Here is a 26,135-nt window from a genome sequence, read left to right as displayed (position 1 = left end):
CCATGCTGGCCCGTATGAACCGTCCGAGCGAACGTCTCTGCTACGCCGTCGCCGCCGTCCTCGTCGCCTCCGGCCTCTTCCACCTGGGCGTCTTCTTCGTCGACGGCGGCCCCTGGAACGGGCCCGTCTCCTGGCGCAAGCCCTTCACCTTCGGGGTGTCCTTCGGGCTGACGCTGGCGGCGATCACCTGGGTCACGTCGTATGTGCGGACGAGCGAGCGCGTGCGGGCCGTGCTGCTCGTCGTCTTCGCCGCCGACTGTGTGCTGGAGGTCGGGGGGATCACGCTGCAGGCGTGGCGGCACGTGCCCTCGCACCTGGACATGGAGACCTCGTTCAACTCGGTGGTGTCCATGGCGCTGGCGGTGGGGGGCGGGGTGCTGGTCGTCGTGCTGACCGCTTTCGCTGTGGCTTCGTTCCGGCGGGAGCCCGGCGGTCCGGTCGGGATGGCGGTGGCCGTGCGGGCCGGGTTCGCGATTCTGCTGGTCGCGCTCGCCTCGGGCGCGGTGATGATCGGGCACGGGGTGTATCTGACGCGGACCGGGCATCAGCTCGCCGCGTACGACTCGACCGCCCCCTTCAAGCCGCTGCACGGGGTGAGTCTGCATGCGGTGCTCGTACTGCCGGTGCTGGCTTGGGTGTTGAGCCGTACGGGGTGGAGTGAGGCCGCGCGGCTGCGGACCGTGCGGGCTGCTGTGGGGTGTTATGCGGCGGCCGTCGCGGGGGCCGTGGTGTGGGCCGCCGTGACCTACTGACGGCGGCGGTGGGCGGCCACGCGCTCGCGGGTGGCGCAACGCCGGGAGCAGTAGCGGCGGGGTGGGCCGCTGCCCTGGGTGAGATAGACGTTCGCGCAGGTGGTCGAGGCGCAGATGCCGCCGGGTGGGCGCTGGCCGTCCCAGATGAGGACGGCCAGCGCCAGGCAGGACGAGGCGAGCAGCCACTCGCCCCAGGGGGCGTCGTCGTCGCTGTCGAGGTGGGGGTGCCAGGGGGTTGTGCCGTGGTGGGCGGTGAGGCGGAGGCGTCCCGTGCTTTTGCGGAGGAGGCGGTTGAGGGCCTCGGCGGCGGTGTCGGTGGTGGGGGCCGCGAAGACTTCGCGTAGGGAGGTGGCCGCCGTGCGCATCGCGGTGAGATCGGCGGGGGTGAGGTCGACCGGGCCGCTCTCCCCGTGCTCGCGCAGGACGTCGGCGACCGCTTCGGGGGTGGCGGTCTCCTGGGCCAGGACGTTGACCAGGGCGGCGGTCCGGCGGGCTGTGGCGTTCGAGGTCAGCACCCGGGCAATGTAACGCATCTTGATGAGGTTTGAGTTACCTGCGTAACGTCGATGGGATGATGAAGCGTTACGGAATGCGGTCGTACGTCGCCGGTGCCGCCCTCGCCCGCACCGGCGACGAGATGTCGGGCCCGGCCCTGCTCCTCGCCGGTCTCGCCGCGACGGGGTCGGCCTCTTCCGCGTCGTCGCTCCTGGCCGGGCTGACGGTCTCGGCGGCGGTCGGGGGTCCGGTCTTCGGGATGCTGCTCGACCGCGCCGAACGGCCGGGCCGGCTGCTGGCCGGAGCGCTGGGGGCGTATGCGGGAGCGCTTGTGTTGATTCTGGTGAGCCTGGGCCGGGTGCCGGTGGTGTGCACCGTGCTCGTCGCGGTGGGCGCGGGGCTGCTCGGGCCCGCGCTGTCCGGGGGCTGGACGGCCCAACTCCCGTACGCAGTAGGCCCGGAGAGGCTGCCGCGCGCCAATGCCCTGGACGCGATGACCTTCAACTTCGCGGGTCTGGCGGGCCCGGCGGCGGCCGGACTCGTCGCGAGCCTCGCCGGAGCGCCGGCGGGGGTGGCGGTCGCCGCAGCCCTCATCTGCTGTGCGCTGCCTGCGGCTTGGGGGCTGCCCCGGGTCCATACGCGTACGGCGATGCGCGCCTCCCCGCTCGCCGGATTCCGCGCCGTTCTGCGCTCGCGCCCGCTGACCCGGGCGACCTCGGTGTCGGTGGCGTCGTGCATGAGCGAGGGAATGCTGGTCGCGTGCTGCCCGCTGCTGGGGGCGGAGGTGCTGGGCGGGGCCGGGCGCGGGGCACTGCTGCTGACGGCGGTGGCCGCGTCGGCGCTCGCGACGAATGCGCTGCTGGCCCGCGCGCGGCGGGTATCGGAGGCTCCGGAGCGCGTGATCGGGGCGAGCGCACTGGCGCAGGCGGCAGCCCTGGCAATGGCGGCCACACTCCAACCGCCCCTGCTGATCGGCGCAATGGTGCTGGCGGGGGCGGCGCAGGGCCCGCAACTCACGGCGCTGTTCGCGATACGCCATCGGGAGGCCCCAGACCACCTGCGAGGTCAGATCTTCACCACAGGGGCGAGCCTGAAACTGACCGGCTTCGCGGCGGGCGCGGCCCTCGCAGGCCCCCTCGCCACCCGATCCCTACCGGCCGCACTGCTGACCTCAGCGGGAATCGCGCTCCTCGCATCGCTGACGCCAACCACGCGCAGCCAGTCCGAGTCACTGCGACGGCCCGCCCGTCCGGCCGGGGATCCGGAACCCCAGGAAGACGCAGCACGACAGGCGCGAGCCTGAGAGCCACCGGCCTCACGGGCCCCCTCGCCACCGGGTCCCTGTCCGGCCGGGGGTCCGGGGGTCGTCCCCCGGGAAGACACAGCACCACAGGGGCGAGCCTGAAACTGACCGGCTTCGCGGCGGGCGCGGCCCTCGCAGGCCCCCTCGCCACCCGATCCCTTCCGGCCGCACTGCTCAGCGCCGCAGGCATCGCGCTCCTCGCCTCGTGCATGCCGAACGGGCGGCGCTCCCAGGAGGAGTGCCGCCCGTCCGATTCGCGTCAGGCCGCCCGGTAGGACGCCGTCAGCTTCGCCAGTGCTCCCTTCAGGTCGCCCGTCAGGAGCAGGTGGTCCGCGTCCGCGAAGGGCTTGGACGTGGCCTGGGTGAGATGGTCCGCGATCTTCTGCTGGACTATCTGGCGGGCCGCCGTCGCGATCTCCTTGCCCGCCGGGGAGTCCGCCTTCACGAAGTTCGCCGCCAGTGCGAGGGCCCTGAGGGTCACCTCACCGCCGGGCGGGGTCTTCTTCAAGGTGGTCAGGCCCCAGCCGTACGGGAACTGCGGATCGTACGTCGTGTCACCCACGTTGATCGGCAGCTGGGCCTCCGACTTCGGCCAGGTGACCGGGAGTTGACCCGTGAACCCCTTCTTGCCGTAGAGGACGTCCGCCACTCCGTCGCCCTCCGTGCCCGGCAGCCAGGAGGCCACGAGCGCGTCGGTCTTCGCGAGCTGGTCGCCGATCAGTTGCGGGCGGCCCGAGACGATCAGGACCGCGCACTTCATCGCCGCGCAGACCTTGTCGATCGCCGCCTGGTCCGCCGCCGTGAGGCTGAGTGTGTGGCCGTTTCCTACGTCGCCTATGCCTTCCGCGTAGGGCTTCTCGCCGACGACCACCACGCCCACGTCATACCCGGTCGTGGGAGCCGATGCATCCTTGGAGTACGTGAGGGACGCGGGGTCCGTCACGTCCTTCTTGATGCCGTCCAGGATCGTCGTGCCCGTCGTCGTCTTGCCCGAGCCTCCCTGCCAGGTGACCGTCCAGCCGCCGGCCTGGTTGCCCAGGTCGTCCGCGTTGGAGCCCGCCACGTACACCTTCTGCGAAGGCTTCAGCGGGAGGACGTTCCCGGAGTTCTTCAGCAGCACCTGGGATTCCGCCGCCGCCGTACGGGCCACCGCGCGGTGGTCCGCCGAGCCGACCTGCGCGATGTTCGTCGTGTCGGCGTACGGCTTCTCGAAGAGGCCCAGCTGGAACTTCTGCGTCAGGATGCGCGACACCGCGTCGTCGATCCGCGACTGGGCGATCCGGCCCGCCTTCACCTCGTCCTGGAGGGTCGCCGTGAAGGTCTGGTAGTTCGTCGGGACCATGATCATGTCGAGGCCCGCGTTGATGGAGGTGCGGACGTCGCTCGCGTAGTCCCCGGGGATCTGGTCGATGCCCGCGTAGTCGCTGATGACGAAGCCCTTGAACCCCATCTTGCCCTTCAACGCCCCATTGATCATTGCGGCGTTGGCGTGCATCTTCACCGGGCCCTCGTCGTCCCCGAGGATGTCCAGCGAGGAGTACGACGGCATGACCGAGCCGATGCCCCGCTTGACCGCGTCGCCGAAGGGGGCGAGGTGCACCGCCTCCAGTTCCTGGCGGGTGACCGTGGTGACACCCTGGTCGATCGTGTACGAGCCGGTGGTCGACGAGCCGTACGCCGTACCGCCGTCACCCACGAAGTGCTTGGCCGTCGCCAGGACCTTGTCGTTGCGGGAGAGGTCCTGGCCGTTGGCCTTGCCCTGCATGCCCTGGATCACCGTCTCCAGGGAGGAGACGAGCGCCGGGTCCTCGCCGTACGACTCGTAGGCCCGGCCCCAGCGCTCGTCGCGCGAGACGCACAGGCAGGGGGCGAAGTCCCACGGGATGCCGGTGGAGCGCACCTCGTTGGCCGTGACCGCACCCGTCTTCTCGGCGAGCGCGGGGTCGCGGGTCGCGCCGAGGCCGACGTTGTGCGGCATGATCGTCGCGCCGATGACGTTGTTGTGGCCGTGCACCGCGTCCACGCCGTAGATCAGCGGGATCTGGAAGCGGGTCGCCTGGGCCCGCAGCTGGTACGAGTCGACCATCTTCGCCCAGGCTTCGGGCGTGTTCGGGGTCGGGACCGAGCCGCCGCCCGAGAGGAGCGAGCCGAGGTCGTAACCCGCAATGTCCGACTGGGACTTGAGGGCGTTGCGCTCGGCCTGCGTCATCTGGCCGGCCTTCTCGGCCGGGGACATACGGGCGAGCAGGTCGGCGACCCGCTTCTTCACGGGGAGCTTGGGGTTGAGGTAGGGCAGGTCATGGGCGTTGATGACGACCTGGGGGTTCTCGGCCGGGGGCTTGGCGCCGGTGACCGTGAGGGCGAGCGGGATCGTCTCCGCCTCCTCGGCCGCCCTGTCCTTGGTGGTGGCCACCGTGACGGTCTGGGAGGCGCCCGACGCGGATCCGGCAGGGAAGGTGAGCGTGCCGGAGGTGGGCGTGTAGTCCTTGGCGGGGTCGGCCGTACCGTCCCCGGTGGTGTACGCGACCGTCACCGGCTCCTCGGTGGGAGCGGCTCCGGTGGTGGAGAGGGAGATCTTGACGTGTGCGGATCCGCCCTCCTTCACCGGGTAGACGGCGGCGTCCGTGACGACGCCGACCTTGAGGGACGGGTCGGCCTTTCCGTACAACTCAACGTTGTCCAGGGCGAATTGGCCGGGCGCGCCGGTCGGTAGTGTGAGCGCGTAGCCCCACATCTGGTCGAGGCCCAGGATGTGGTCGATGCCGCCGACGGGCTGGTAGTCGGTGCGGTACGCGAAGTCCGCGAAGGGGATCTCGACCTGGTGCCAGCCCTCCCAGTCGTCCGTGAAGGAGGTCGTCCAGAGCTCGGAGGCCTCGCCGTTGGCGCCGCCGTCCTTGATCTCGAAGTTGATCTTCTTGCCGGAGCCGGGCGGGAGGGGTGCGGTGTTCTGGCCGTACCACCAGAAGCGGATGCCCTTGGAGGCCGTCCAGTTGTGGGGCGTCTGGTCGGCGGCGTAGTCGTGGGTGAAGCCGCCGTAGGCGCTGATGTTGTACGTGCCTTCGAGGACCTTGGCGCCCTCGGGGGCGTCGGCGCGGTCCTTGAGGGCGAGGGTGGGGTTGTCGGTCGCGCTGCCGCCCCAGGTGAAGATCCCCTCGGCGGGCTGGCTCGCGAAGGGGACTTCGCCCTCGAACCGGTCCACGGGGACGGGGGCCGGGTCGTCGGCTGCGGCGGACGTCGCCGTGAAGGGGAGTAAGGCGGCGAGGAGGGCGGCTGCGGCGAGGCCGGCCGTCCGCGATCTGGATCTGGATCTCGTACGTGTGCGAGGCATGTGCGGCTCCTCAGTTGTCACGAGTGAGACGGATGGTGTCGCGGTACCACTTGGCACTGTCCTTGAGGGTGCGCTCCTGTGTCTCGTAGTCGACACGGACGATTCCGAAGCGCTTGTCGTAGCCGTAGCTCCACTCGAAGTTGTCGAGCAGGGACCAGGCGAAGTACCCGCGTACGTCGGCGCCCTGCGCGCGGGCGTCGGCGACTGCGGCGATGTGGTCGGCGAGGTAGGTGGTGCGGTCGGCGTCGTGGATCTCGCCGTCCGGGGTGACCTCGTCGTCGAAGGCGGCGCCGTTCTCGGTGATCACGGTGGGCAGGCCGTAGTCCTGCTGGAGGCGCAGGAGGAGGTCGGTGAGGGCGGTGGGGGTGATCTCCCAGTCCATGGCCGTACGGGGAAGATCGCGCTCGACGCCTCGGGTGACGGGGAGGCCGTCGGCGTCGAGGGGGGATCCTTCCTCGGTGACGCCGGAGAAGAGGGTGCCGCGGTAGAAGTTGACGCCGAGGACGTCGAGGGGGGTGGAGATGACCTCCAAGTCACCGTCCTGGACGGGGAGTTCGATGTTGCGCAGGGCCAGGTCGGCGACGATGTCGGCGGGGTAGGCGCCCTTGGTGATGGGGTCGAGGTAGATGCGGCTGCCGAGGCCGTCGGCGCGGCGGCAGGCTTCGGCGTCCTCGCGGCTGTCGGTCTCGGGGGTTGCGGTGCCGAGGTTGAGGGTGATGCCGAGTTCGAGGTCCTGGTTCTTGGCGGCGGCCGTCTCGCGGAGGTACTGGGACGCGAGGCCGTGGCCGAGGAGGAGGTGGTGGACGGCGCTCATCGCGTCGCCGAAGTCCTTGCGGCCGGGGGCCTGGGCACCGTACGCGTAGCCCAGCATGGCCGAGCACCAGGGCTCGTTGAGGGTGGTCCAGTGCTTGACGCGGTCGCCGAGGGCGTCGTAGGCGAGGGCGGCGTACTCGGCGAAACGGTGGGCGGTGTCGCGGGCCGGCCAGCCGCCCGCGTCTTCGAGGTCCTGAGGGAGGTCCCAGTGGTAGAGGGTGATCCACGGGGTGATGGCGCGGGTCTCGAGCTCGTCGAGGAGGCGCTTGTAGAAGTCGAGGCCCTTGGGGTTCGCGGGGCCGCGGCCGCCGGGCTGGATGCGGGGCCAGGCGAGCGAGAAGCGGTAGGTGTCGACCGAGAGGTCGGAGATGAGCTGCACGTCGTCGGGCATGCGGTGGTAGTGGTCGCAGGCCGTGTCGCCGTTCTCGCCTCGGACGACCATGCCGGGGGTGCGGCAGTAGGTGTCCCAGATGGAGGGGGTGCGGCCGTCTTCGGCGGCCGCACCCTCGATCTGGTACGCGGCCGTCGCGACGCCCCAGCGGAAGTCGGCGGGGAGTCCGGGGACGGGGGCGGGGGTGACGTTGCGGGCGTAGGGGGTGACGAGGTGGTTGTTCACGGTTCTCCTGGGGTGGGTCAGGTTGTGGGGTGGGGCATCGGTTGGCCGGGGGCGGGGTGGGCCGGTGGTCGCCGCTGCGCGGAGCGGATTCCCCAATCCCGCCCCTTCCCGAAACTGGGGCTGCGCCCCAGACCCCCTGCCGGGGGCGGAAGTTGACGGGGTCGAGCCCGGACCCCGCCTGCGGGGGCTTCGCCCCCTGCACCCCCGTACGCGACCTTCGGCCGCGTGTCCTCAATCGCCGGACGGGCTTGAGATGCCCATCTCCAGCCCCTCCGGCGATTGAGGAGCGGGGTCCGGGGCAGAGCCCCGGGCGGGGGTCAACAACGGGTCACGGGCCCGCCGCTGTCGCCACCGCTGGCGACTCCTGATGCAACCAGCAAGCCACCGTCCGCCCCGCGCCAGCGGCCGGCGCCGCCAGCACCGGCACATGCACCCCGCACGGCTCGAACGCCTTCCCGCACCGAGGATGAAACGCACACCCCGCCGGCATCGCAGCCAGATGCGGCGGCGACCCCGCGATCCCCGCCAGCTCCCTCCGCGGCCCGTGCAGCGCCGGGAACGAATGCAGCAGGCCGTCGCTGTACGGGTGGTGCGCGTCGCGGTAGATGTCCGCCGACGCCGCCTCCTCCACGATCCGGCCCCCGTACATGATCGCGATCCGGTCCGAGAACTCGATCAGCAGCGAGATGTCGTGCGTGATGAAGATGACGGAGAACGACAACTCCGCCTTCAGTCGCACCAGTTGGCGCAGGATCTGCCGCTGCATGACCACGTCCAGCGCCGTCGTCGGCTCGTCCATGATGACGATCTCCGGCTCCAGAGCCAGCGCCATCGCGATCATCACGCGCTGCCGCATCCCCCCGGACAGCTGGTGCGGGTACGAACCGAGCCGGTCCGCCGAGATCCCGACCAGGCCAAGAAGCTCCTTCGCCCGCGCCGTCCGCTCCGCCCGCTTCGTCTCCGGGCGGTGCGCCTTCAGGACGTCGGTCAGCTGGCTGTGGACCGTGTGCACCGGGTTCAGGGAGTTCATCGCGCCCTGGAAGACGATCGACAGCTCCTGCCAGCGGAACGCCCGCAGCTCCCGCGCCGACAGCGCCAGGATGTCCACCGGGTCGGGCTCGGTGGCGCGGTGGTAGTGCACCTCGCCACCCGTTATGACCCCCGGCGGCGACAGCAGCCGCGTCACCGCGTACGCGAGCGTCGACTTCCCCGAGCCCGACTCGCCCGCCAGGCCCAGGACTTCGCCCCGGTGGAGCGTGAGGTCGATGTCCCGCAGCGCGTGCACGGCGTCCGGCCCTGAGCCGTAGTCGACGTTGAGGCCGCTGATCGTGAGGATCGGGTCGGTCGCGGTCATGACCTGGGCTCCTTCGTGCGGTTGACCGGCGTGAAGCCGACGCGCATACGGACCTTCTTCGACGCGCCCGTCTCCGTACGCAGACGCGGATTGACGAATTCGTCGATGCCGAAGTTGATGAGGGCGAGGGACATGCCGAGCAGCGCGATGCACAGGCCGGCCGGGACGAACCACCACCAAGCCCCTTGCGCCAGCGCCTGGTTGGACTGCGCCCAGAACAGGACCGTCCCCCAGTTCCAGTTCGAGATGTCGGCCACCCCGATGAAAGCGAGCGTGATTTCCGACAGGATCGCGAAGATCACCGTGCCGACGAAGCCCGACGCGATCACCGCCGTCAGGTTCGGCAGGATCTCGAAGAGGATGATCCGCCACGTCGACTCCCCCGTCGCCCGCGCCGCCTCCACGTAGTCCCGCCGCCGCAGCGACAGCGTCTGCGCGCGCAACACCCGAGCGCCCCACGCCCACGACGTCACCGCGATCACCGACGCGATCAACAGATTGCTCGTGTCCTCGACGAAGCTCGCCACGATGATGATCAGCGGCAGTCCGGGGATGACCAGGAAGATGTTGGAGAGCGCGGAGAGGATCTCGTCCGCGACGCCTCCCAGGAAGCCCGCGCTCACCCCCACCAGGACCGACATCACCGTGGCGAATGCCCCGGCGACGAAGCCCACGATCAGCACACCCCGCGTCCCGACGAGGATCTGCGACAGGACGTCCTGGCCGGTCTGTGTCGTACCGAACCAGTGGTCGGCGGACGGCGGTTGGAGCAGCGCCTGGCTCATCTTGTCCGGGTCGTACGGTGCGATCCACGGGCCCGCGATCGCCATCAACACGAAGAATCCGAGGATCGCGAAGCCGACGACGGTCTTGCGGCCGCGCAGGAAACGGAACTTGCGCTTACTGGGTGCCGGGGTCTCGGCCGCGTCCAGTACGGCGACTTCGGCAGCGGTGACGGCCATGTCCTCAGGCCTCCCTTCGGGTACGGGGGTCGAGAAGCATGTAGACGATGTCGGCGAGGAGGTTCGCGGCGAGGACCGACAGCGTGATGATCAGGAAGATGCCCTGCATCAGCGGATAGTCCTTGCCGCCCACGGCCTGGAAGAGCTTGTAGCCGATGCCTGGGTACGAGAAGACCATCTCGACCAGCAGCGTGCCGCCGACGATGAAGCCCAGCGAGAGCGCGAAGCCGGAGATGTTGGGGAGGACCGCGTTGCGGGCCGCGTAGCTGAACATCACGCGGCGCTCGGAGAGCCCCTTGGCCTGGGCGACCATGACGTAGTCCTCGGAGGAGACCGTCACCATCATGTTGCGCATGCCGAGGATCCAGCCGGCCATCGCGCTGAGCACGATCGTCAAGCCGGGCAGCGCCCCGTGGTAGAGCGCGCTGGAGATGAACGGCCAGTCGAAGGCCGGCACGAGCGAGTCGTCGAAGCCGCCCGACTCGGGGAACAGCGGCCACTTCACGGCGAAGAGCGCGATCGCGATGAGCCCGAGCCAGAAGTAGGGGATGGCGGAGATGAAGGTGGTGACGGGCAGCAGGCTGTCCATCCAGGAGCCGCGCCGCCAGCCGGTGAAGACGCCGATCCCCGTACCGAGCAGGAAGCTGATGAGGGTCGTGATGCCGACCAGGGCCAGGGTCCAGGGCAGCGACTGGGAGATGATCTCGCTGACCGGGGTGGGGAAGTTGGTGAAGGACAGGCCGAGGTCGCCGTCGAGGAGGTGCGACCAGTAGTCGGTGTACTGCTGCCAGAGCGACTGGTGCTTGTCGAGGCCGAAGAGAGCCTTCAGGGAGTCGATGGCGTTGGTGTCCAACTGGCCCTGGAATCGCGACATCAGGGCCTGGACGGGGTCGCCGGGCATCAGGCGCGGGATCAGGAAGTTGATGGTGATCGCGGCCCAGGCGGTGACGGAGTAGAAGGCGATGCGCTGGAGGAGGTACTTCACTTCGCGGACACCTCCTCCTTCTTCGTGTCGTTCGCGTCGTTCTCGTACAGCCAGCAGGCCGCCCACTGGCCGTCCGCCAGGTCGAAGCGCGGCGGCAGTTCGGTGGAGCAGCGCTCCATCGCCTTGGGACAGCGGGGGTGGAAGCGGCAGCCGCCCGGCGGGGCGATGAGTGACGGGGGCTCGCCGCTTCCGGTCTCCTCCTGCTCCTCCTCGGCGACGACCCGGTCGGGGTCGGGCGCCGAGGCGATGAGCAGCTGGGTGTACGGGTGGGCGGGGTGCTGGGTGACCGTCTCGCTGTCGCCGCCCTCGACGATCCGGCCCGCGTACATCACCAGGGTCGTGTCCGCGAAGTAGCGGGCGGATGCGATGTCGTGGGTGATGTAGAGGATGGCGAGGCGGAGACGGTCCTTGAGGTCCTTCAGCAGATTCAGGACCCCGAGGCGGATCGATACATCGAGCATCGAGACCGGCTCGTCGGCGAGGAGCACCTTCGGGTCGGCGCCGAGCGCGCGGGCGATGGCCACGCGCTGGCGCTGACCGCCGGACAGCTCGTGCGGGAACTTGTCCAGGAACCGCTGGGGAGGCGTGAGTTGGACGCGTTCGAGCAGGGCTGCCAGGTTCTTCTCCAGTTCCGCCTCGCCCTCCCCCGCCCGGCCGTGGATCTTCAGGGCGCGGGTGAGGTGGTAGCGCACGGTGTGCACCGGGTTCAGGGAGGCGAAGGGGTCCTGGAAGATGAGCTGGACCTGGCGTACGTAACGACGGAAGGACCGGCCGCGGCCCGCTTTCACCGCGGTGCCCTCCAGCCGTATCTCGCCCTCGGTGAGCGGATACAGCTGGGCGAGCAGCCGGGCGACGGTGGATTTTCCGGAGCCCGACTCCCCCACCAGCGCCGTGACGGTGCCGCGCCGCAGCTGCAGCGAGACGTCGTCGACGGCGTGGACGCTGCGGCGGGTGCGTGCGACGACGTCGCGGCCCGTCCTGCGTACGGTGAAGTGCTTGGTGACTCCGCGTGCTTCGAGCACGATCGTGTTCTGCGGTTCTTGCTGCTGTTCTTGGTCGGTCATGGCCGGTCCGTCCGTCGTCCCCGTCTGCTTACTTGGCGGGCTTGAGGTTCAGCACGATCTCCAGCGCGGTGGGCTGGGTGTGCTGCGGCGGGGCGTAGGGGTTGGCCTCGGTCGGCCACCCCACCCAGTTCTTCGTGGAGTACTCGGCTCCGATGGGGGCCGCGGCCGTCGGGATCATCGGCACCTGGTCGACCATGACCTTCTGCAGGCTGTTCATGGCGGCGGTACGCGTCGCGTCGTCGGTGGCGTTGGCGAAGTCCTTCAGCGCCTTGGTGGCCTCGGGGCTGTTGAAGCGGCCGAAGTTGCCGGTCTGCGAGGGCTTGCCGATGGGCTGGAGCAGGGCGCCGTCCATGATGTTCTGGTACATGTCGTACGGGGTGGCGCCGCTGTTGGTCCAGTGCAGAGTGGCGTCGAAGTTGCCGTTGGCGACGTCCGCGCCCCAGGCGTCCGCCGTCTGCGTCTTGACCTTGGCGTCGATGCCGAGCTGCTTGATGTTGTCCTTGATGATCGACAGCCCGGTGATGTAGTCGTTCCAGCCGGCCGGGTCGGTGAACGTGAGCGTGACCGCCTTGCCGCTGGGGTCCTTCAGCACGCCGCCGTCGAGCTTGAATCCGGCCTCGGAGAGGATCTTCTTCGCGCCGGCGACGTCGGGCTTGGTGGTGGCGCTCTTGTACTCGGGCGCGAGGAAGGAGTCACCGGCGGGCAGCGGGATGCCGGTCGGGTTGGTGATCTCCGGGTAGAGGGTCGACTCGGCCTGGACGTAGATGGCGTTGCGGTCGACGACCATCGCCATGGCCTTGCGCAGGGCCGGGTTGTCGAAGGGCTTGCGAGTGGTGTTGAACCACAGGCCGTGGATGCCGAGACCGGACGGGAACCAGAGCTTGTAGTTCTTGGGGTCCTTGGCGATGTAGAGCTGCTTGTAGTTCGGCATGAAGACGAACGACCACTCGACCTTGCCGGTGGCCAGCGCCGTCGTCGCCGCGCTGTTGTCGTTGTACGCGGTGTAGCGCAGCTCCTTGACCTTGGTCTCGCCCTTCCAGTAGTCGGGCGTGGCGGTCAGGGTCGTGGTCTGCGGGGTGAAGGACTTCAGCTGGTACGGGCCGGAGCCGACGGGCGTGCGGTTGGGGAAGGTCTCCGGGTCCTTGATGGAGGCCCAGATGTGCTTCGGCACGATGTACTGCTGAATGATCTTGTTCTGGTTGACGAACTGCGAGGACTTGAAGGTCAGGACGACCTGCTTGCCCTGGACCGCGACCCCGTCGTAGGGGACGCCGTCGGCGTTGAGCGCCTTGTGCTCCTTGAGCAGGTTGAAGGTGAAGGCGACGTCGTCGGCGGTGAGCGGCTTCCCGTCGGCCCACTTGGCCCGGGAGTCCAGGGTGAAGGTGACCTTGGTGAAGTTGGACTCCCACTTCCAGTCGGTCGCCAGCCACGGCTTGGCCTTGTCCGCGGGCTTGATGCGGTTGGTCATGGCGAGGGGCTCGTAGACCATGACGCGGTAGCCGAGGGTGGCGGCGGCCGAGGTGGCGAGGAAGGGGTTGCTGTTGTTGGTCTGCGGCCCGTCGGGCTTGCCGAGGGTCAGTACGCCGCTCGCGCCGGCCCCGCCCTTGGAGGAGTTGTTCTTGCTGTTGGCGTCGGAGCATCCGGCGGCGAGGGCGACCACGACTGCGGCGGCGGCTACCGCCCGGACTCTCCGGGACTGCGGGTATGCGGACATGGCGACTCCATGGAAGGACTGCGGCGGGATGTTTTCGGGCAAGGCGAAGCGGGGTGCGTACGACGGGAGTTGGGTGGGCTGTGCGGCCGGGTTACGGCGCCGAACTGCGGACGACCAGTTCGGTGGGCAGGACGACCGGTTCGTCCGGTGCGGGCGTACCGCCGAGGTGTCCGAGCAGCATCCGCGCCGCCGTCTCGCCCATCTCACGGGTGGGCTGGCGGACGGTGGTGAGCGGGGGCTCGGTGTGCCGGGCCATCGGGATGTCGTCGAAGCCGACGACGGCGACATCGCCGGGGACGCTGCGGCCGGCCGCGCGCAACGCCCGCAGCGCGCCTGCCGCGCTGACGTCGTTGTGAGCGAAGACCGAGTCGAACTCGACGCCGTCCGCGATGAGTTGCTCGATCGCGCGGCCGCCGACCTCCTCCGTGAAGTCGCCCTGGGCGACGAGCGCCTGCGGGAGTACGTCACGGAAGCCTCCGAGCCGCTCCCGCGTACAGCCGAAGTGCGCGGGACCGGTGATGACCAGGGGCTTGCTGCGTCCGGCCGCCTGCAGATGGCGGGCGGCGGATGCTCCTCCTTCGCGGTTGGTGGTCACGACGGAGGGGAATTCGGGGTGGTGGCCGCGGTCGTCGATCAGCACGACCGGCAGCCCCCTGCGGTGCAACTCGGTGATCCTGTCGAGGGTGTTCTCGGGTTCGACGACGAGCAGTCCGTCGAAGGCGCGGGCCGAGACCTGGCTGGTGAAGCGCAGGACCGACTCCTCACCGCGGTTGATGGTGAAGAGCAGCAGCCCGTACCCGGCGGCCTCGACGGTGTCGACGACGCCCTGCAGCACCTCGCCCATCCAGGGCCAGGTCAGCGAGGGCACCAGCATGCCGACGGTGCGGCTGCTGCCGCGGGCGAGGCCGACGGCGCCGGAGCTCGGTACGTAACCCAGTGAAGCGATCACGTCCCGAACGCGCGCCGCGGTTGAACCGTCCACCTCGCCCTTGGTGTTGATGACCCGGGAGACGGTCGTCTTGCTGACGCCTGCCGCTCGGGCGACATCGGCAATGGTGACGCGCATCGGGCCTCCACGATGAGGTCGGACGGGTAGGTGCTGGTGAGCTGGTGGTGAGCTGTGGTGACACGCCGGTACCGGTTCCGGAACCGGTACCGGCGGCAGTGGCAGGAGTAAAGCCCACCCCCAAGGTGCCGTCAATACTTCACGTAGAGATTGGTCCAGACCCAATTTCCGCCCAGGCCAAGGGAGTTATTCGTTCACTACTTGAACGTGCGCGCCCCCTTGACGGCCACCCCGCAACCGCACTTCACTCCACCCTCAGCCCCAGTCCTTGGCACCTCCCCCACCTCTGCCAGAGGAGCGTCTGTCATGAACAGAGCAAGACCGTCCGGGCGGCTGACCCGGATCCTGCTGGCCGGAGCGCTGGCCACCGCCGGCCTCACGGCGATCTCCACGAGCAGCGCGTCGGCGGCGAACGAACCGGTGAACATCTGGCTGACGACCACGGACGACTCCGGCGGCCGCCATGTCACCCGCGGCCTCCAGCAGCAGACCCCGATCAGCTTCCAGTCGGGCAGCGGCGGTTCCGGCGAGAACATCACGGTCGACGAGAACACCCGCTACCAGACGTTCACCGGCGGCGGCGCGTCCTTCACGGACACGGCGGCCTGGCTGATGAAGAGCAGCGGGGCGCTCTCGCAGGCGACCCGCGACGCCACGATGCAGAAGCTCTTCTCCCCCACGAACGGCATCGGCCTGTCGTTTCTCCGCAACCCGATGGGCGCCTCGGACCTGGCGCGCTTCGGCTACACGTACGACGACGTGGCATCGGGCGCGACCGACCCGAACCTCGCGAACTTTTCGATCGCACACGATCTGGCGGACGTACTCCCGCTGACGAAACAGGCCCAGCAGATCAACCCGTCGCTCACGACGATGGCATCCCCGTGGACGGCGCCGGCGTGGATGAAGGACAGCGGATCACTCAACGGCGGCTGGCTCAAGTCGGAGGACTACGGCGCGTACGCGAACTACTTCGTGAAGTACCTCCAGGCGTACCGGGACCAGGGCGTCCCGATCAACTACGTCACCGCCCAGAACGAGCCGACGTGCTGCGGCGGCTACCCGTCGATGAGCTGGAACGGCTCGGGCCTGGCGTATTTCACCAAGTCGGAGCTCCTTCCCAAGCTCCAGGCGGCGGGCCTCTCCACGAAGGTCCTGGCCCTGGACTGGAACTGGGACACGTACGACGCGTACGCGGCCCCCACGGTCGACGACGCGGCGGTCCGCGCGCACCCGAACTTCGGCGGGATCGCCTGGCACGGCTATGGCGGCGACATCGCGAAGCAGACGAGCGTCCACAACCAGTACCCGTCCCTGGACGCCTTCGGCACGGAGCACTCCGGCGGCACCTGGATCGCCAACCAGCAGCGCGAGGACATGAGCAACATCATCGATTACACCCGCAACTGGGCAAAGTCGGTGACGAAGTGGTCCCTGGCCGTGGACCAGAACATGGGCCCGCACAACGGCGGTTGCGGCACCTGCACGGGCCTGATCACGGTCCACAACGGTGACGGCGCGAGCGGCACGGTGGACTACAACATCGAGTACTACACGATGGGCCACCTCACGAAGTTCGTCCGCCCGGGCGCGAGCCGCGTCTCCTCGACAGCGAGCACGAACGTCCCCAACGTGGCGTGGCGCAACACGGACGGCTCGAAGGCGCTGATCGCGTACAACGACGCCTCGGCGGCGAAGACGGTCACGATCAACTGGGGCGGCCAGCACGCCACGTACTCCCTCCCCGGCAAGACGTCAGCCACCTTCACCTGGTCGGGCACGCAGGGCACGGGCGGCGGCTCGGGCACGACGGGCGCCCTCACGGGCCTGGGCGGCAAGTGCCTGGACGTGGCGGGCGGTTCGTCGGCGAACGGCGCGGCGGTCCAGCTCTACGACTGCAACGGCAGCGCGGCGCAGCAGTGGACGGTGGGCACGGACTCGACGGTGAAGGCGCTGGGCAAGTGCCTGGACGTCACGTCGGCTTCAACAGCCAACGGGGCAAAGGTCCAGCTGTACGACTGCAACGGCACGGGCGCACAACAGTGGACGTACAACGCGACGACGGGGGACGTGGTGAACACGGCGGCGAACAAGTGCCTCGACGTCACGGACAACTCGTCGGCGAACGGCGCCCGGGCCCAGATCTGGACGTGCACCGGTGCCGCCAACCAGAAGTGGCATCTCGGCTAGCGCGCATATCGCTTGCGGTCGGTGCGCCCCACCCGTCCGAGGTGGAGCGCACAGACCGGCGACGTACCCGATTCCAAACCGCAATCGCACGAACACACTCAGCGGTCCGCCCGCCTCATACACTCCGCGGTGGGAGGGGGCCCATGAAGCGCAGGGCATGTGCAGCGGCAGTTGTGGCGCTGGGTGCGGCGGCGCTCACGGGGTGCACTCCTCCGGAACGCCCGCTTGTAGCAATCGAGTTGGACGGGTCAGGGAAGCCGGTGGCCATGATCTCCCCTTGTGGGGACGATCGCACCAGCTGGGTTGAGCTCACCAGCTACTCCGACGCGTGGGCTTCCGCCTGGGAGGCGGAGGAGGCCGCCACCGACCCCGCCGCGTCCGCCTCGGCGTCGGCCGCGGAATCGGCTGCCTACGCCGCAGACGAGCACACTGGCTGGCAGGCGACCCCAACCGAACCCGTCGGAGTCACGAAGATTCCCGTCTTCGCGCCCCCAGCCGCCTGGCACGCGCAGGCCACCGGCCCGCAGGAACTCCGCCAGGACCGTACGTACACACTGAGTTTCCGCGTCCCCGGCCAGGGAGCGGACTACACGGCCCACGTCGACTTCACCGCCGCCGACCTCGCGACTCTGCAGCACGGCCAGGTCTGGGCGGACGGCCGCGCCATGAGCGAGGAGGACTTCGCCCGCCTCGTCCGCAAGAAGTGCTGACTACTTCGCGGAGGCGGCGTACGTCGCGAAGGCGGACCAGGAGCCGGCTGTAAAGGCGAGCCGGGCGCCGTCCGCGTTCTTGGAGTCACGGACATGGACGGTGCCGGTCGCGGCGGCGATCTCGACGCAGTCGGGGCCATCGTTGGTGCTGTAGCTGCTCTTGAACCACTCCAACTCGCTGGCGCCGCCGGTGGAGGAGGTGTCGATGCTCAAGATTGACGTCGAGTTCGCCAACGGCACCCGCTCGCGCGGGGATGACGGCGAGTATGCAAGACCCCGGCGAGGTTGCCGACCAGCAGGCCGAGGAACGGTACCGGCGATGGCGTGCCCGCTATGGACGGGAGCCGTTTCCCGCGCCGGTCCCAACGTGGTGGCCGTGGCCCGTGGATGTGATCGGCCTTCGCGACGGTGACCCGGACAGCGGTTTGATCGTCTTGGACATCGAGCCCGCGCACGCTGATCCCTCCAATGCGTCCGGTGTTCTGGTGCGCCAGCCGGCCTCTGACGCCCCATACGAGTACGGCTGGCCTGGCCTTGCCTGGACACCGGAGGACGATCCGGAGACTCCCGTCAGTGCCCATCAGTGGGATGACGGCCCTTGGCGCTGGATCATCTTCGTAACCGGCGCCGCGCTGAGCGACGCCGATGTTGCTCGCATCCGCGACTCGATTGAGTGGCAGGAGCTTTCCTGATCTCCGCGTGCCCGACATCGCTGCTTCTGGACCTTGAGACCAGAAGACCGAACCGCCCGCACCGCAGGTCACCATGAGCGCTCATCCCTATGCCCGAACGCTCCCCCGGTCTGAGGAAACTTCGCGAGACCGAAGCAGCGCGCGGCCTGGACCGCTGGCCGAGGATCTGTATGCGCCGGCCTCTCTGAGGACGCCGGACGCCTCTCCGGGTCCGGCCCGAGCGGTACGGAACCCCTCCGTCGATGGACCTGCCCCGTCCCCACGCCGCACCGGTGACTCCGCCTGTACCGTACGAGGACCGAACCGCCCGCACCGGAGGTCACCGTGAGCGCGCAGCCCGACGGCCCGTACGGACCGCTCATCCCCATGCCCGAGCTCACCCCTGACGCGCTGCGGGCAGCCGTCTCCCGTATCGCCCCGAGCCGGGTTCCCGCGCTCACCCAGCACCTCTTCGAGGCGACTACGAACGCCCAGCAGACGCAGAGCCTCGCCCCGCTGCGAGCCTTCATCCACTCCTGGGCCGTCTTCATCGCGATCGAACGCCACCCTGTACGCGCGGCGCGGTTGCGCGAGCTGGAGCGGATTGTGGATTCGGGTGAGCAGGATCCGACGGCCGCGATCACCGAGATCCGGCAGATCCGGGAAGCGGCCGAGGCAGAGGCAGGTCTGTGACCGACTGGACCTGGGACTACAACCCCAGCGCGGAGTACCTCACCGAGGGCCTGCCGCCCGGAGTCGTAGCGGAAGTCGAGCGCCTGGCGACCGAGCTTGCTGCGTTGGGGCGTGACTCCCTCAAGGTAGGTAGGCCCATCGACCGCGAAGGCGGCCTGCGCGAGTTCGACCTGCTCGGCGGGCGCGGATTCATCAGCTTCCTTGCCGTGCCCCGGCACGACTGCGTATACGTCTGCAACATCACCTGGTACGGCTGAGGCCGGACGCCCTACGGCTGCGGAGGCACCTTCGTGTCTCCGCACTTTCGTGTGCCCGCGCCCGACCTCCGTACGCCCCACCCCCAAAAGAAGTCAGATTCTTGCGTAACTGATCTCTGTTTTTGCGTAGACCTTTGTAGAGTGGCCCCCGTGACGAAACGACGACTGCTGCAAGTGGCCGAGTACGCGGGTGTCAGTGAGGCGACCGTGAGTCGGGTCCTCAACGAGAGTCCTGACGTGGCGAGTTCGACCCGGGACGCCGTGCTCAGCGCGCTCGACGTCTGCGGGATCGAGCGGCCCCGGTCCTTTCGGCGGCAGCGCGCCGCGCTCATCGGGCTCGTAGTTCCTGACCTGCAGAATCCCATCTTCTCCGCCTTCGCCGAGGCCTTGTGCGGGCTGCTCAACAAGCGCGGGCTGATACCCGTCCTGTGCACCAGGACCGCCGACGGGGTCTCGGAGGCGCACTACATCGAGATGCTCCTGGAGCAGAACATCGGCGGCATCGTCTTCGTCGGTGCCAGTTACGCGGACGCCGGACCCGAGCACGGTCGCGTCCTGCGGGAGCGCAAGGTGCCGATGGTGCTGCTCAACGCCGCCGACGAGAACACCGGGGTCTCGCAAGTACGGGTCGACGACGCCCACTCCGCCGAGCAGGCTCTCAACCACCTCTCCGCACTCGGGCACGAGCGCATCGGCATGGTCCTCGGGCCCCTCGGGCATGTGCCGTCCGCTCGTAAACTCGCAGGCTATGCGGGGTTCTGCAACCGCCGCGGGATCTCCCCCGACGAGTGGCGCCGGCTCGTCGCGCATGCGCTCTTCACCATGGAGGGCGGCGCCACCGCCCTCCCCCGGCTCCTCGCCGAAGGCGTCACCGCCGTCGTTTGCGCCAGTGATGCGCTGGCGCTGGGAGTCGTGCGGGGAGCACGTCGGCAAGGGGTGCGCGTGCCCGAAGATCTGTCCGTCGTCGGGTTCGACGATTCGCCGTTCATGGTGGCCACCGACCCTCCGCTGACCACCGCGCGGCAGCCGATCCAGGCCATGGCCACGGCAGTTGTCGCCTCGTTGGCAGAGCAGATCAACGGCCATGCTGTTGCAAACGAGCTCATGATGTTCGACACCGAGCTGATCGTCCGCAGTTCGACCACCCGGCACTTCTCTGGTTGATTTTTTGCGCAGACTGATTGACTTCTTGCGTAACGCGCTTCTACCTTCAGCGCAGTTCAAGCGCTCGGGGTCCGTCGGCCCCGCCGTCGATCCCAGGAAGGCACGGTCCGCATGGATGGCATGCACGGCTTCAGCAGACGTCAGGTTCTCGGCTCCCTCGTCACCGGAGCTCTGGCACTCGGGCTCACCGCCTGCGGAGGTGGTGCGTCCAACTCGTCCGGCGTGGACAAGAACGGTGTGGTGACGATCTCCGTCAACGGGCTGCCGCCCAAGACGCAGACCGTCGACCGCAAGAACTTCGAGGAGGACGTCGCCGCCTTCGAGAAGAGCCACCCGAAGATCAAGATCGATGCCCGTGAGGGCCTGATGGACCCCAAGACGTTCTCGGCCAAGCTGGCGGGCGGCCAGCTGGAGGACGTGTACTACGTCTACTTCACCGACCCGGCCGGTCTCATTCAGCGCCGCCAGGCCGCCGACATCAGCAAGTACGTGAAGGACGTCCCGTACGCGAAGGACATCGACCCCTCGCTGCAGAAGGTCTTCACCGGCCCCGACGGCAAGATCTACGGGCTGCCCACCGGCAACTACTCCCTCGGACTCGTCTACAACCGCGCCCTGTTCAAGCGCGCCGGCCTCGACCCCGACGCCCCGCCCGCCACCTGGGACGAGGTCCGTACCGCCGCCAAGAAGATCAGCGCGCTCGGCGACAGCACGGTGGGCTACGCCGACTACAGCAAGAACAACCAGGGCGGCTGGCACCTCACCTCATGGATCTACTCCATGGGCGGTGACGTCGCCACGCAGGACGGGTCGAAGTGGAAGGCCGCGTTCGACAGCGACGCCGGGCACAAGGCCCTGCAGATGCTCCACGACATGCGCTGGACCGACAACAGCATGGGCACCCGCCAGCTCCTGGAGATAGCCGACGTCCAGAAGATGATGGGCGCGGGCAAGCTCGGGATGTACATGGCGGGACCCGACAACATCCCCACCATCGTCAAGCAGTTCGAGCGGAAGTACGACGACTACGGGCTGGCCGCGCTCCCCGGCACGGCGACCCTCGGCGGCGGCGACGGCTTCATGTTCAACCCCAAGGCCTCGCCCGAGAAGATCAAGGCCGGGCTGACCTGGGTCCAGTGGAAGTACCTGCGCAGCCCCGAGCGCGACGCAGTCGACAGCGCGCGGGCGAAGGCCGACGGTGTGCCCATCGGGCTGCCGCAGCCCCGCCTCTTCGCCGGTGCGACGCAGGCGAAGATCGACGAGATCCGGGCCAAGTACGCCAACACCCCGGTCGGCAACTACAAGCCCTTCATCGACCGCAACTCCCAGGTCCAGACGAAGGTCGAGCCGCCCAACGCCCAGCAGATCTACACGATCCTCGACGGCGTCATGCAGTCCGTCCTCACCAAGAAGGACGCGGACATCGACCAGCTCCTCAAGGACGCGTCGAAGAAGGTCGACTCCGTGCTCGCCACGGTGAAGTGACCTGAGAGACCGGCCGGGGGCGGTCCGCAGCACTGCCCCGCTCGCCGCCGCCCCCGGCTCACCACCCCCCCGGCCACAGCAGGAAGCACACCCTCATGACGGCTCAAGACCTCAGCCCAGCCCCGGTGTTGACCTCGCACGACACCACGAAGGCAACGAAGACGCCCGCCGCACCCGGCCGCCTCGCGCGCCGCATCCGCGAGAACCTCGTCGCGTATCTCTTCCTCGGTGCGGGCGTCGTCCTGTTCGCCGCGTTCTCCTGGTACCCGATCGTGCGCGGTGTGTTGCTCGGCTTCCAGCAGGTGACCTTCGCCGAACCGGCCCGCTGGGTCGGCCTGGACAACTTCCGGCGGCTCTTCGACGACCCGCTCTTCCTCACCGCCTGGAAGAACACCGGCTACTTCACCCTGCTCGCCCTCGTCTTCGGCTTCGCCGCGCCCTTCTTCACCGCCGTGGTCCTCAACGAGCTGCGCCACGGCCGCGCGTACCTCCGTATGACCGTGTATCTGCCGGTGATGCTGCCTCCGATCGTCACCATGCTGCTGTGGCGCTGGTTCTACGACCCGGGCCCCGGCCTCTTCAACAAGGCACTCGGCGTCTTCCACCTCCCCGCCCTGCAGTGGCTGGAGTCGGAGAACCTCGCGATGATCTCGCTGGTCCTGGTCTCCACCTGGGCCAACATGGGCACGACGACGCTGATCTACCTGGCCGCGCTCGGCGGGATTCCCGGCGAGCTGTACGAGGCTGCGGAGCTCGACGGCGCGTCCGTACGGCAGCGGCTGTGGCACGTCACCCTCCCGCAGATGCGCTTCATCCTCATGATCACGCTCCTGCTGCAGGTCATCGGGACGATGCAGGTCTTCGTCGAACCCTTCGTGCTCACGGGCGGCGGCCCCAACGACGCCACCGTCACCGTCCTGCTTCTGCTGTACCGATACGCCTTCGTCTACAACGACTTCGGCCTGGCCAGCGCCATGAGCACCCTGCTCTTCGTCGTGCTCGGCCTCTTCGCCGGCGTCTATCTGCGCCTGACCCGGACCAAGGGCTGAGAGGAACCGACCCCCATGGCTGCCGCATCCTCCACCTCCGAGCGCACGCTCATCGCGCCCACCGAAATGACCCGCCGTACCGGCCGGATCCTCTACCGCTTCGTCCTCGGCTCGACGCTCGTCGGCTTCACGATCGCGTTCGTCTTCCCCCTGTACTGGATGGCCTCCGGAGCCCTGAAGTCCTCCAGCGAACTCGCCGACCCGAACCCGACCCTGCTCCCCAAGTCCCTTCACCCCGAGGCCTATTCAGAGGCCTGGTCGAGCGTCGGGATCGGCCACTACTTCCTGAACACACTGATCCTGGCCTTCGGCGCCCTGCTGTTCCAGCTGGTCGTGGACGTCTCGGCGGCGTACGCGCTCTCCAAGCTCCGCCCCGTCCTGGGCAATGTGGTCCTCGGCATGATGCTGGCCACCCTGATGCTCCCGGTCTCGGCGCTCCTGGTCCCCACGTATCTGACCGTCGTGGACGTGCCGCTCGTCCACCTCAACCTGATCAACAGCCCGTGGGCGGTCTGGCTGCCGGCCGCCGCCAACGCGTTCAACATCTTCATCCTCAAGCGGTTCTTCGACCAGATCCCCACCGAACTCCTCGACTCCGCCCGGATCGACGGCGCGGGCACCCTCAGGGTCCTCGTCTCCGTGGTCCTCCCGCTGTCGCGCCCGGTCCTCGCCGTCGTCTCGATCTTCGCGGTCGTCGGCGTCTGGAAGGACTTCCTCTGGCCGATGCTCGTCCTCCCCGACCCGGCGCGCCGCCCCATCACCGTGGCGCTGAACGCCCTGTCCGAGGACATGCCGGCCAACCAACTCCTGGCAGGAATGGTCATGGCGAGCATCCCGCTGCTCGTCCTCTTCCTGGTCTTCCAGCGGCACATCATCGCGGGCCTCACAGCAGGCAGCCTCAAGGGCTGACCTGCACCCCCCGCTTTTTCTCCCCCCATGGAAGGACACACCGCCGTGTCTCCAGCACGCCCCAGAAGACGTCTCATACCCCTCCTGCCCCTCCTCCTCGCCCTCGTGTGCGCCTTCGTCGCGTACGGACCGACCGCGCGCGCCGCCGCCACCGCCCTCGAAGCCGAAGCGGCCCAGCTCTCCGGCGGCGCCACCGTCTCCACCGAGCACCCCGGCTACACCGGCACCGGCTTCGTCGGCGGCTACACCGACACCAACAAGGGCAACGCCTCGACCGCGTTCGCCATCACGTCCGCCGAGGCGGGTGGGGGCTCGGTCAGCGTGCGGTACGCGAACGGCACCACCGCAACCATGACGCTCAGCCTCTACGTCAACGGGACCAAGGTCCGCCAGATCAGCCTGGCCCCGACTGCGAACTGGGACACCTGGACCACCCACGACGAGCCGGTGACCTTCGCGAAGGGCGCCAACACGGTCGCCCTGACCTTCACCACGGCCGACAGCGGCAACGTCAACCTCGACAACCTCACCCCCACGACGCCCTCCCCGTCGGGCCCGACGACGCTCACCCACCAGGCCGAGGACGCGTACTTCTCCGGCGGAGCGGCCAAGGCGACCACGGCCGCGGGCTACGAGGGCAGCGGGTACCTCACCGGGTTCACGACCTCCGGAGCCCGCGCCGTCTTCTCGGTCAGCGCCCCCTCCGCGGCTACGTACCCCCTGGTGGTGCGCTACCGCACCGCTGGCTCCTCCGCCGCGTCGATCACCCTGACCGCCAACGGAGACAAGGTCCGCACCCTCTCGCTCCCCGGCACCTCGGGCGCCTGGACCACGGCCACCACCGATGTCCCGCTGCGCGCGAACCTCAACACCCTGACGCTGCGCACCGAGTCGGGCGACAACGGCAACCTCTCCCTCGACGGCATCACGGTCACGGGCTCCACCCCGAACGCGACCCGTGGCGCGACCGTCCCGTACACGGCGTACGAGGCGGAGAGCGGCTCCACCAACGCGTCCGCCACCGGTCCCGACCGCACGTACCTCACCGTCGCGTCCGAGTCCTCGGGCCGCAAGGCGGTCGTACTCGACGCGACCGGCGAGTACGTCCAGATCACGCTCACCCGCCCCGCCAACGCCCTGACCCTTCGCTACTCGATCCCGGACAACGCAGCCGGCACCGGGGACGCCAAAACACTCAGCCTCTACTCGGGCGGCAGCCAGCTCCGCAATCTGGACCTGACCTCCAAGTACAGCTGGGTGTACGGGAGTTACCCCTACACCAACACCCCGTCCCAGGGCTCGCCCCACCACTTCTACGACGAGACGCACATCAAGCTGGGCTCCACACTTCCCGCCGGAACGGTCCTCAAATTCCAGAAGGACGCGGACGACACCGCGGCCTCGTACACCCTCGACCTCATCGAGACGGAGCCGGTCGCGGCCGACCGGACGATGCCGTCCACCGGCTTCGTCTCCGCGACCTCGCTCGGCGTCACGCCCGGCGACGGCGGCGACGACACGGCGTCCCTCAACTCAGCGGTCTCCAGCGCGAAGTCGCAGGGCAAGGGCCTCTGGCTGCCCGCCGGTACGTACAACATCTCCGGTCACATCAACCTCACCGGCCTCGCCTTCCGTGGCGCCGGCGAGTGGTCCACGATCCTGCGCGGCAGCAACGGCAAGGGCGGACTCTTCGGCCAGGGCGGCACCAGCACGGTCCAGGACCTGGGCATCGAGGGTGATGTCTCGTACCGCGACGACGCGAACTTCGACACCGCGGTCGAGGGCGACTTCGGCAGCGGCTCGACGATCCAGAACGTCTGGATCGAGCACACCAAGGTCGGCCTGTGGATCGACGCCCCGACCAAGGGTCTGTACGCGACCGGCCTGCGGATCCGCGACACCTTCGCCGACGGCGTCAACCTGCACAAGGGCACCACCGACACCGAGCTCTGGAACACGTCCGTACGCAACACCGGCGACGACGGCCTCGCGATGTTCTCCGAGGGCCAGGCGGTCACCAACAGCGCCTTCCGCTTCGACACCGTCCAGTCACCGCTCCTCGCCAACGCGGCGGCGATCTACGGCGGCAACGGCAACCGCATCGAGGACAACATCGTCTCCGACACGGTCACCGGAGCCTCCGGCATCGCGGTGAGCAGCCGCTTCGCCCCCGTTCCCTTCTCGGGCACGACCTCCGTCCAGCGCAACACCCTTCAGCGGACCGGAGGTTACGAGCCGAACTGGGCGAGCAAGCTCGGCGCCCTGTGGGTGTACGCGGACTCCTCCGACATCACCGCACCGGTCCTCCTCCAGGACAACGACATCCTCGACAGCACGTACAGCGGCCTCCTGGTGACCTGGCAGAAGAACGTCAGCAGCCTCACGGTGAAGAACACCAAGATCACCACGGCAGGCTCGTACGGCATCGAGATCAACTCCGCCGGATCCGGCACCTTCACCGGCGTGACCGTCACCGGCGCCTCCGCCGGCGGCCTCAGCCTCGCGGGCGGCTTCGCGGTCACCCGGGGCGCGGGCAACAGCGGCTGGTAGCACCA

Annotated in this window: 22 protein-coding genes and 1 pseudogene; 13 read left to right on the top strand and 10 right to left on the bottom strand. The window is 68.9% G+C overall.

Annotated elements, in window-relative coordinates; genetic code table 11:
• Positions 1-14 precede the first annotated feature (14 nt).
• Complete coding sequence (locus OG707_RS28795; protein WP_329123354.1) at positions 15-752, top strand: hypothetical protein; 738 nt, start codon at positions 15-17, stop codon at positions 750-752.
• Here the strand turns inward: OG707_RS28795 and OG707_RS28790 are convergent.
• Positions 746-1,285: a CGNR zinc finger domain-containing protein gene (locus OG707_RS28790; RefSeq protein ID WP_329123352.1), complete on the bottom strand. Its 540-nt coding sequence runs from the start codon at positions 1,283-1,285 to the stop codon at positions 746-748. The genes OG707_RS28795 and OG707_RS28790 overlap by 7 nt on opposite strands.
• A 38-nt stretch (positions 1,286-1,323) precedes the next feature.
• On the opposite strand from OG707_RS28790, the gene OG707_RS28785 reads away from it, so the two are divergent.
• Positions 1,324-2,550 (top strand): MFS transporter, encoded by a 1,227-nt coding sequence (locus OG707_RS28785; protein WP_329123350.1) that lies wholly within the window; start codon positions 1,324-1,326, stop codon positions 2,548-2,550.
• Between the two features lie 259 nt (positions 2,551-2,809).
• Here OG707_RS28785 and OG707_RS28780 read toward each other — a convergent pair whose 3' ends face one another.
• The 8 genes from OG707_RS28780 to OG707_RS28745 form a co-directional block, all read right to left on the bottom strand.
• Complete coding sequence (locus tag OG707_RS28780; protein ID WP_329123348.1) at positions 2,810-5,878, bottom strand: glycoside hydrolase family 3 N-terminal domain-containing protein; 3,069 nt, start codon at positions 5,876-5,878, stop codon at positions 2,810-2,812.
• A 10-nt stretch (positions 5,879-5,888) separates the two neighbouring features.
• Positions 5,889-7,307, bottom strand: coding sequence for a GH1 family beta-glucosidase (locus OG707_RS28775; RefSeq protein WP_329123346.1), 1,419 nt, complete (start codon positions 7,305-7,307; stop codon positions 5,889-5,891).
• A 328-nt stretch (positions 7,308-7,635) separates the two neighbouring features.
• Positions 7,636-8,661, bottom strand: coding sequence for an ABC transporter ATP-binding protein (locus OG707_RS28770; protein ID WP_329123344.1), 1,026 nt, complete (start codon positions 8,659-8,661; stop codon positions 7,636-7,638).
• A complete protein-coding gene (locus OG707_RS28765; protein ID WP_329123342.1) occupies positions 8,658-9,623 on the bottom strand; it encodes an ABC transporter permease in 966 nt (321 codons plus the stop codon). The genes OG707_RS28770 and OG707_RS28765 overlap by 4 nt, the downstream gene beginning before the upstream one ends.
• 4 nt (positions 9,624-9,627) lie before the next feature.
• On the bottom strand, positions 9,628-10,608 hold the full coding sequence (locus tag OG707_RS28760; protein ID WP_329123340.1) for an ABC transporter permease: 981 nt from the start codon (positions 10,606-10,608) through the stop codon (positions 9,628-9,630).
• On the bottom strand, positions 10,605-11,672 hold the full coding sequence (locus OG707_RS28755; RefSeq protein ID WP_329123338.1) for an ABC transporter ATP-binding protein: 1,068 nt from the start codon (positions 11,670-11,672) through the stop codon (positions 10,605-10,607). The genes OG707_RS28760 and OG707_RS28755 overlap by 4 nt, the downstream gene beginning before the upstream one ends.
• A gap of 28 nt (positions 11,673-11,700) precedes the next feature.
• The gene (locus tag OG707_RS28750; RefSeq protein WP_329123336.1) at positions 11,701-13,386 is read right to left on the bottom strand and encodes an ABC transporter substrate-binding protein; all 1,686 of its coding nucleotides are present in this window, start codon (positions 13,384-13,386) and stop codon (positions 11,701-11,703) included.
• Between the two features lie 91 nt (positions 13,387-13,477).
• Positions 13,478-14,452, bottom strand: coding sequence for a LacI family DNA-binding transcriptional regulator (locus OG707_RS28745; RefSeq protein WP_329123334.1), 975 nt, complete (start codon positions 14,450-14,452; stop codon positions 13,478-13,480).
• Between the two features lie 306 nt (positions 14,453-14,758).
• Here OG707_RS28745 and OG707_RS28740 point away from each other — a divergent pair, with 306 nt between their 5' ends.
• Both OG707_RS28740 and OG707_RS28735 read left to right on the top strand, forming a co-directional pair.
• Positions 14,759-16,642, top strand: coding sequence for a ricin-type beta-trefoil lectin domain protein (locus OG707_RS28740; protein ID WP_329123331.1), 1,884 nt, complete (start codon positions 14,759-14,761; stop codon positions 16,640-16,642).
• Between the two features lie 266 nt (positions 16,643-16,908).
• Positions 16,909-17,352: a hypothetical protein gene (locus OG707_RS28735; protein ID WP_329123329.1), complete on the top strand. Its 444-nt coding sequence runs from the start codon at positions 16,909-16,911 to the stop codon at positions 17,350-17,352.
• On the opposite strand, the gene OG707_RS28730 is transcribed toward OG707_RS28735, so the two are convergent.
• The gene (locus OG707_RS28730; protein WP_329123327.1) at positions 17,353-17,565 is read right to left on the bottom strand and encodes a DUF397 domain-containing protein; all 213 of its coding nucleotides are present in this window, start codon (positions 17,563-17,565) and stop codon (positions 17,353-17,355) included. It abuts the gene before it with no gap.
• 170 nt (positions 17,566-17,735) lie between these two features.
• Between OG707_RS28730 and OG707_RS28725 the strand changes: the two genes are divergently transcribed.
• The 9 genes and pseudogenes from OG707_RS28725 to OG707_RS28685 all read left to right on the top strand — a co-directional run bounded on the left by OG707_RS28725 (position 17,736) and on the right by OG707_RS28685 (position 26,130).
• Positions 17,736-18,044, top strand: coding sequence for a hypothetical protein (locus OG707_RS28725; protein WP_329123325.1), 309 nt, complete (start codon positions 17,736-17,738; stop codon positions 18,042-18,044).
• 101 nt (positions 18,045-18,145) lie between these two features.
• A pseudogene (locus tag OG707_RS28720) lies at positions 18,146-18,232 on the top strand (GNAT family N-acetyltransferase); the annotation flags it as partial.
• A 136-nt stretch (positions 18,233-18,368) separates the two neighbouring features.
• Positions 18,369-18,716: a DUF6247 family protein gene (locus tag OG707_RS28715; RefSeq protein WP_329123323.1), complete on the top strand. Its 348-nt coding sequence runs from the start codon at positions 18,369-18,371 to the stop codon at positions 18,714-18,716.
• Entirely contained in the window at positions 18,713-18,973 is a 261-nt protein-coding gene (locus OG707_RS28710; RefSeq protein WP_329123321.1) for a hypothetical protein, read from the top strand. Before OG707_RS28715 ends, OG707_RS28710 begins: the two co-directional genes overlap by 4 nt.
• 150 nt (positions 18,974-19,123) lie before the next feature.
• Positions 19,124-20,137, top strand: a complete 1,014-nt coding sequence (locus OG707_RS28705; RefSeq protein ID WP_329123319.1) for a LacI family DNA-binding transcriptional regulator — start codon at positions 19,124-19,126, stop codon at positions 20,135-20,137.
• A gap of 111 nt (positions 20,138-20,248) precedes the next feature.
• On the top strand, positions 20,249-21,622 hold the full coding sequence (locus OG707_RS28700; protein ID WP_443071415.1) for an ABC transporter substrate-binding protein: 1,374 nt from the start codon (positions 20,249-20,251) through the stop codon (positions 21,620-21,622).
• 95 nt (positions 21,623-21,717) lie between these two features.
• A complete protein-coding gene (locus tag OG707_RS28695) occupies positions 21,718-22,671 on the top strand; it encodes a carbohydrate ABC transporter permease (protein ID WP_329123316.1) in 954 nt (317 codons plus the stop codon).
• 15 nt (positions 22,672-22,686) lie between these two features.
• The gene (locus OG707_RS28690) at positions 22,687-23,580 is read left to right on the top strand and encodes a carbohydrate ABC transporter permease (RefSeq protein WP_329123314.1); all 894 of its coding nucleotides are present in this window, start codon (positions 22,687-22,689) and stop codon (positions 23,578-23,580) included.
• A 45-nt stretch (positions 23,581-23,625) separates the two neighbouring features.
• Positions 23,626-26,130, top strand: coding sequence for a CBM35 domain-containing protein (locus tag OG707_RS28685; RefSeq protein WP_329123312.1), 2,505 nt, complete (start codon positions 23,626-23,628; stop codon positions 26,128-26,130).
• The last annotated feature ends 5 nt before the right edge of the window (positions 26,131-26,135 follow it).

This window comes from Streptomyces sp. NBC_01465 (assembly GCF_036227325.1).
Lineage (GTDB): Bacteria > Actinomycetota > Actinomycetes > Streptomycetales > Streptomycetaceae > Streptomyces.
Note: the sequence above shows the minus strand (reverse complement) of the source record. Positions and strands in the feature narration are given on the sequence as shown.

What these genes read in the sequence shown, in the direction of transcription:
- OG707_RS28785 (WP_329123350.1), top strand. Translation starts at nt 1,324, where the DNA reads ATGATGAAGCGTTACGGAATGCGGTCGTACGTCGCCGGTGCCGCCCTC.
- OG707_RS28700 (WP_443071415.1), top strand. Translation starts at nt 20,249, where the DNA reads ATGGATGGCATGCACGGCTTCAGCAGACGTCAGGTTCTCGGCTCCCTC.
- OG707_RS28745 (WP_329123334.1), bottom strand. Translation starts at nt 14,452, where the DNA reads ATGCGCGTCACCATTGCCGATGTCGCCCGAGCGGCAGGCGTCAGCAAG.
- OG707_RS28795 (WP_329123354.1), top strand. Translation starts at nt 15, where the DNA reads ATGAACCGTCCGAGCGAACGTCTCTGCTACGCCGTCGCCGCCGTCCTC.
- OG707_RS28690 (WP_329123314.1), top strand. Translation starts at nt 22,687, where the DNA reads ATGGCTGCCGCATCCTCCACCTCCGAGCGCACGCTCATCGCGCCCACC.
- OG707_RS28790 (WP_329123352.1), bottom strand. Translation starts at nt 1,285, where the DNA reads ATGCGTTACATTGCCCGGGTGCTGACCTCGAACGCCACAGCCCGCCGG.
- OG707_RS28735 (WP_329123329.1), top strand. Translation starts at nt 16,909, where the DNA reads ATGATCTCCCCTTGTGGGGACGATCGCACCAGCTGGGTTGAGCTCACC.
- OG707_RS28750 (WP_329123336.1), bottom strand. Translation starts at nt 13,386, where the DNA reads ATGTCCGCATACCCGCAGTCCCGGAGAGTCCGGGCGGTAGCCGCCGCC.
- OG707_RS28695 (WP_329123316.1), top strand. Translation starts at nt 21,718, where the DNA reads ATGACGGCTCAAGACCTCAGCCCAGCCCCGGTGTTGACCTCGCACGAC.
- OG707_RS28740 (WP_329123331.1), top strand. Translation starts at nt 14,759, where the DNA reads ATGAACAGAGCAAGACCGTCCGGGCGGCTGACCCGGATCCTGCTGGCC.
- OG707_RS28780 (WP_329123348.1), bottom strand. Translation starts at nt 5,878, where the DNA reads ATGCCTCGCACACGTACGAGATCCAGATCCAGATCGCGGACGGCCGGC.
- OG707_RS28770 (WP_329123344.1), bottom strand. Translation starts at nt 8,661, where the DNA reads ATGACCGCGACCGACCCGATCCTCACGATCAGCGGCCTCAACGTCGAC.
- OG707_RS28765 (WP_329123342.1), bottom strand. Translation starts at nt 9,623, where the DNA reads ATGGCCGTCACCGCTGCCGAAGTCGCCGTACTGGACGCGGCCGAGACC.
- OG707_RS28755 (WP_329123338.1), bottom strand. Translation starts at nt 11,672, where the DNA reads ATGACCGACCAAGAACAGCAGCAAGAACCGCAGAACACGATCGTGCTC.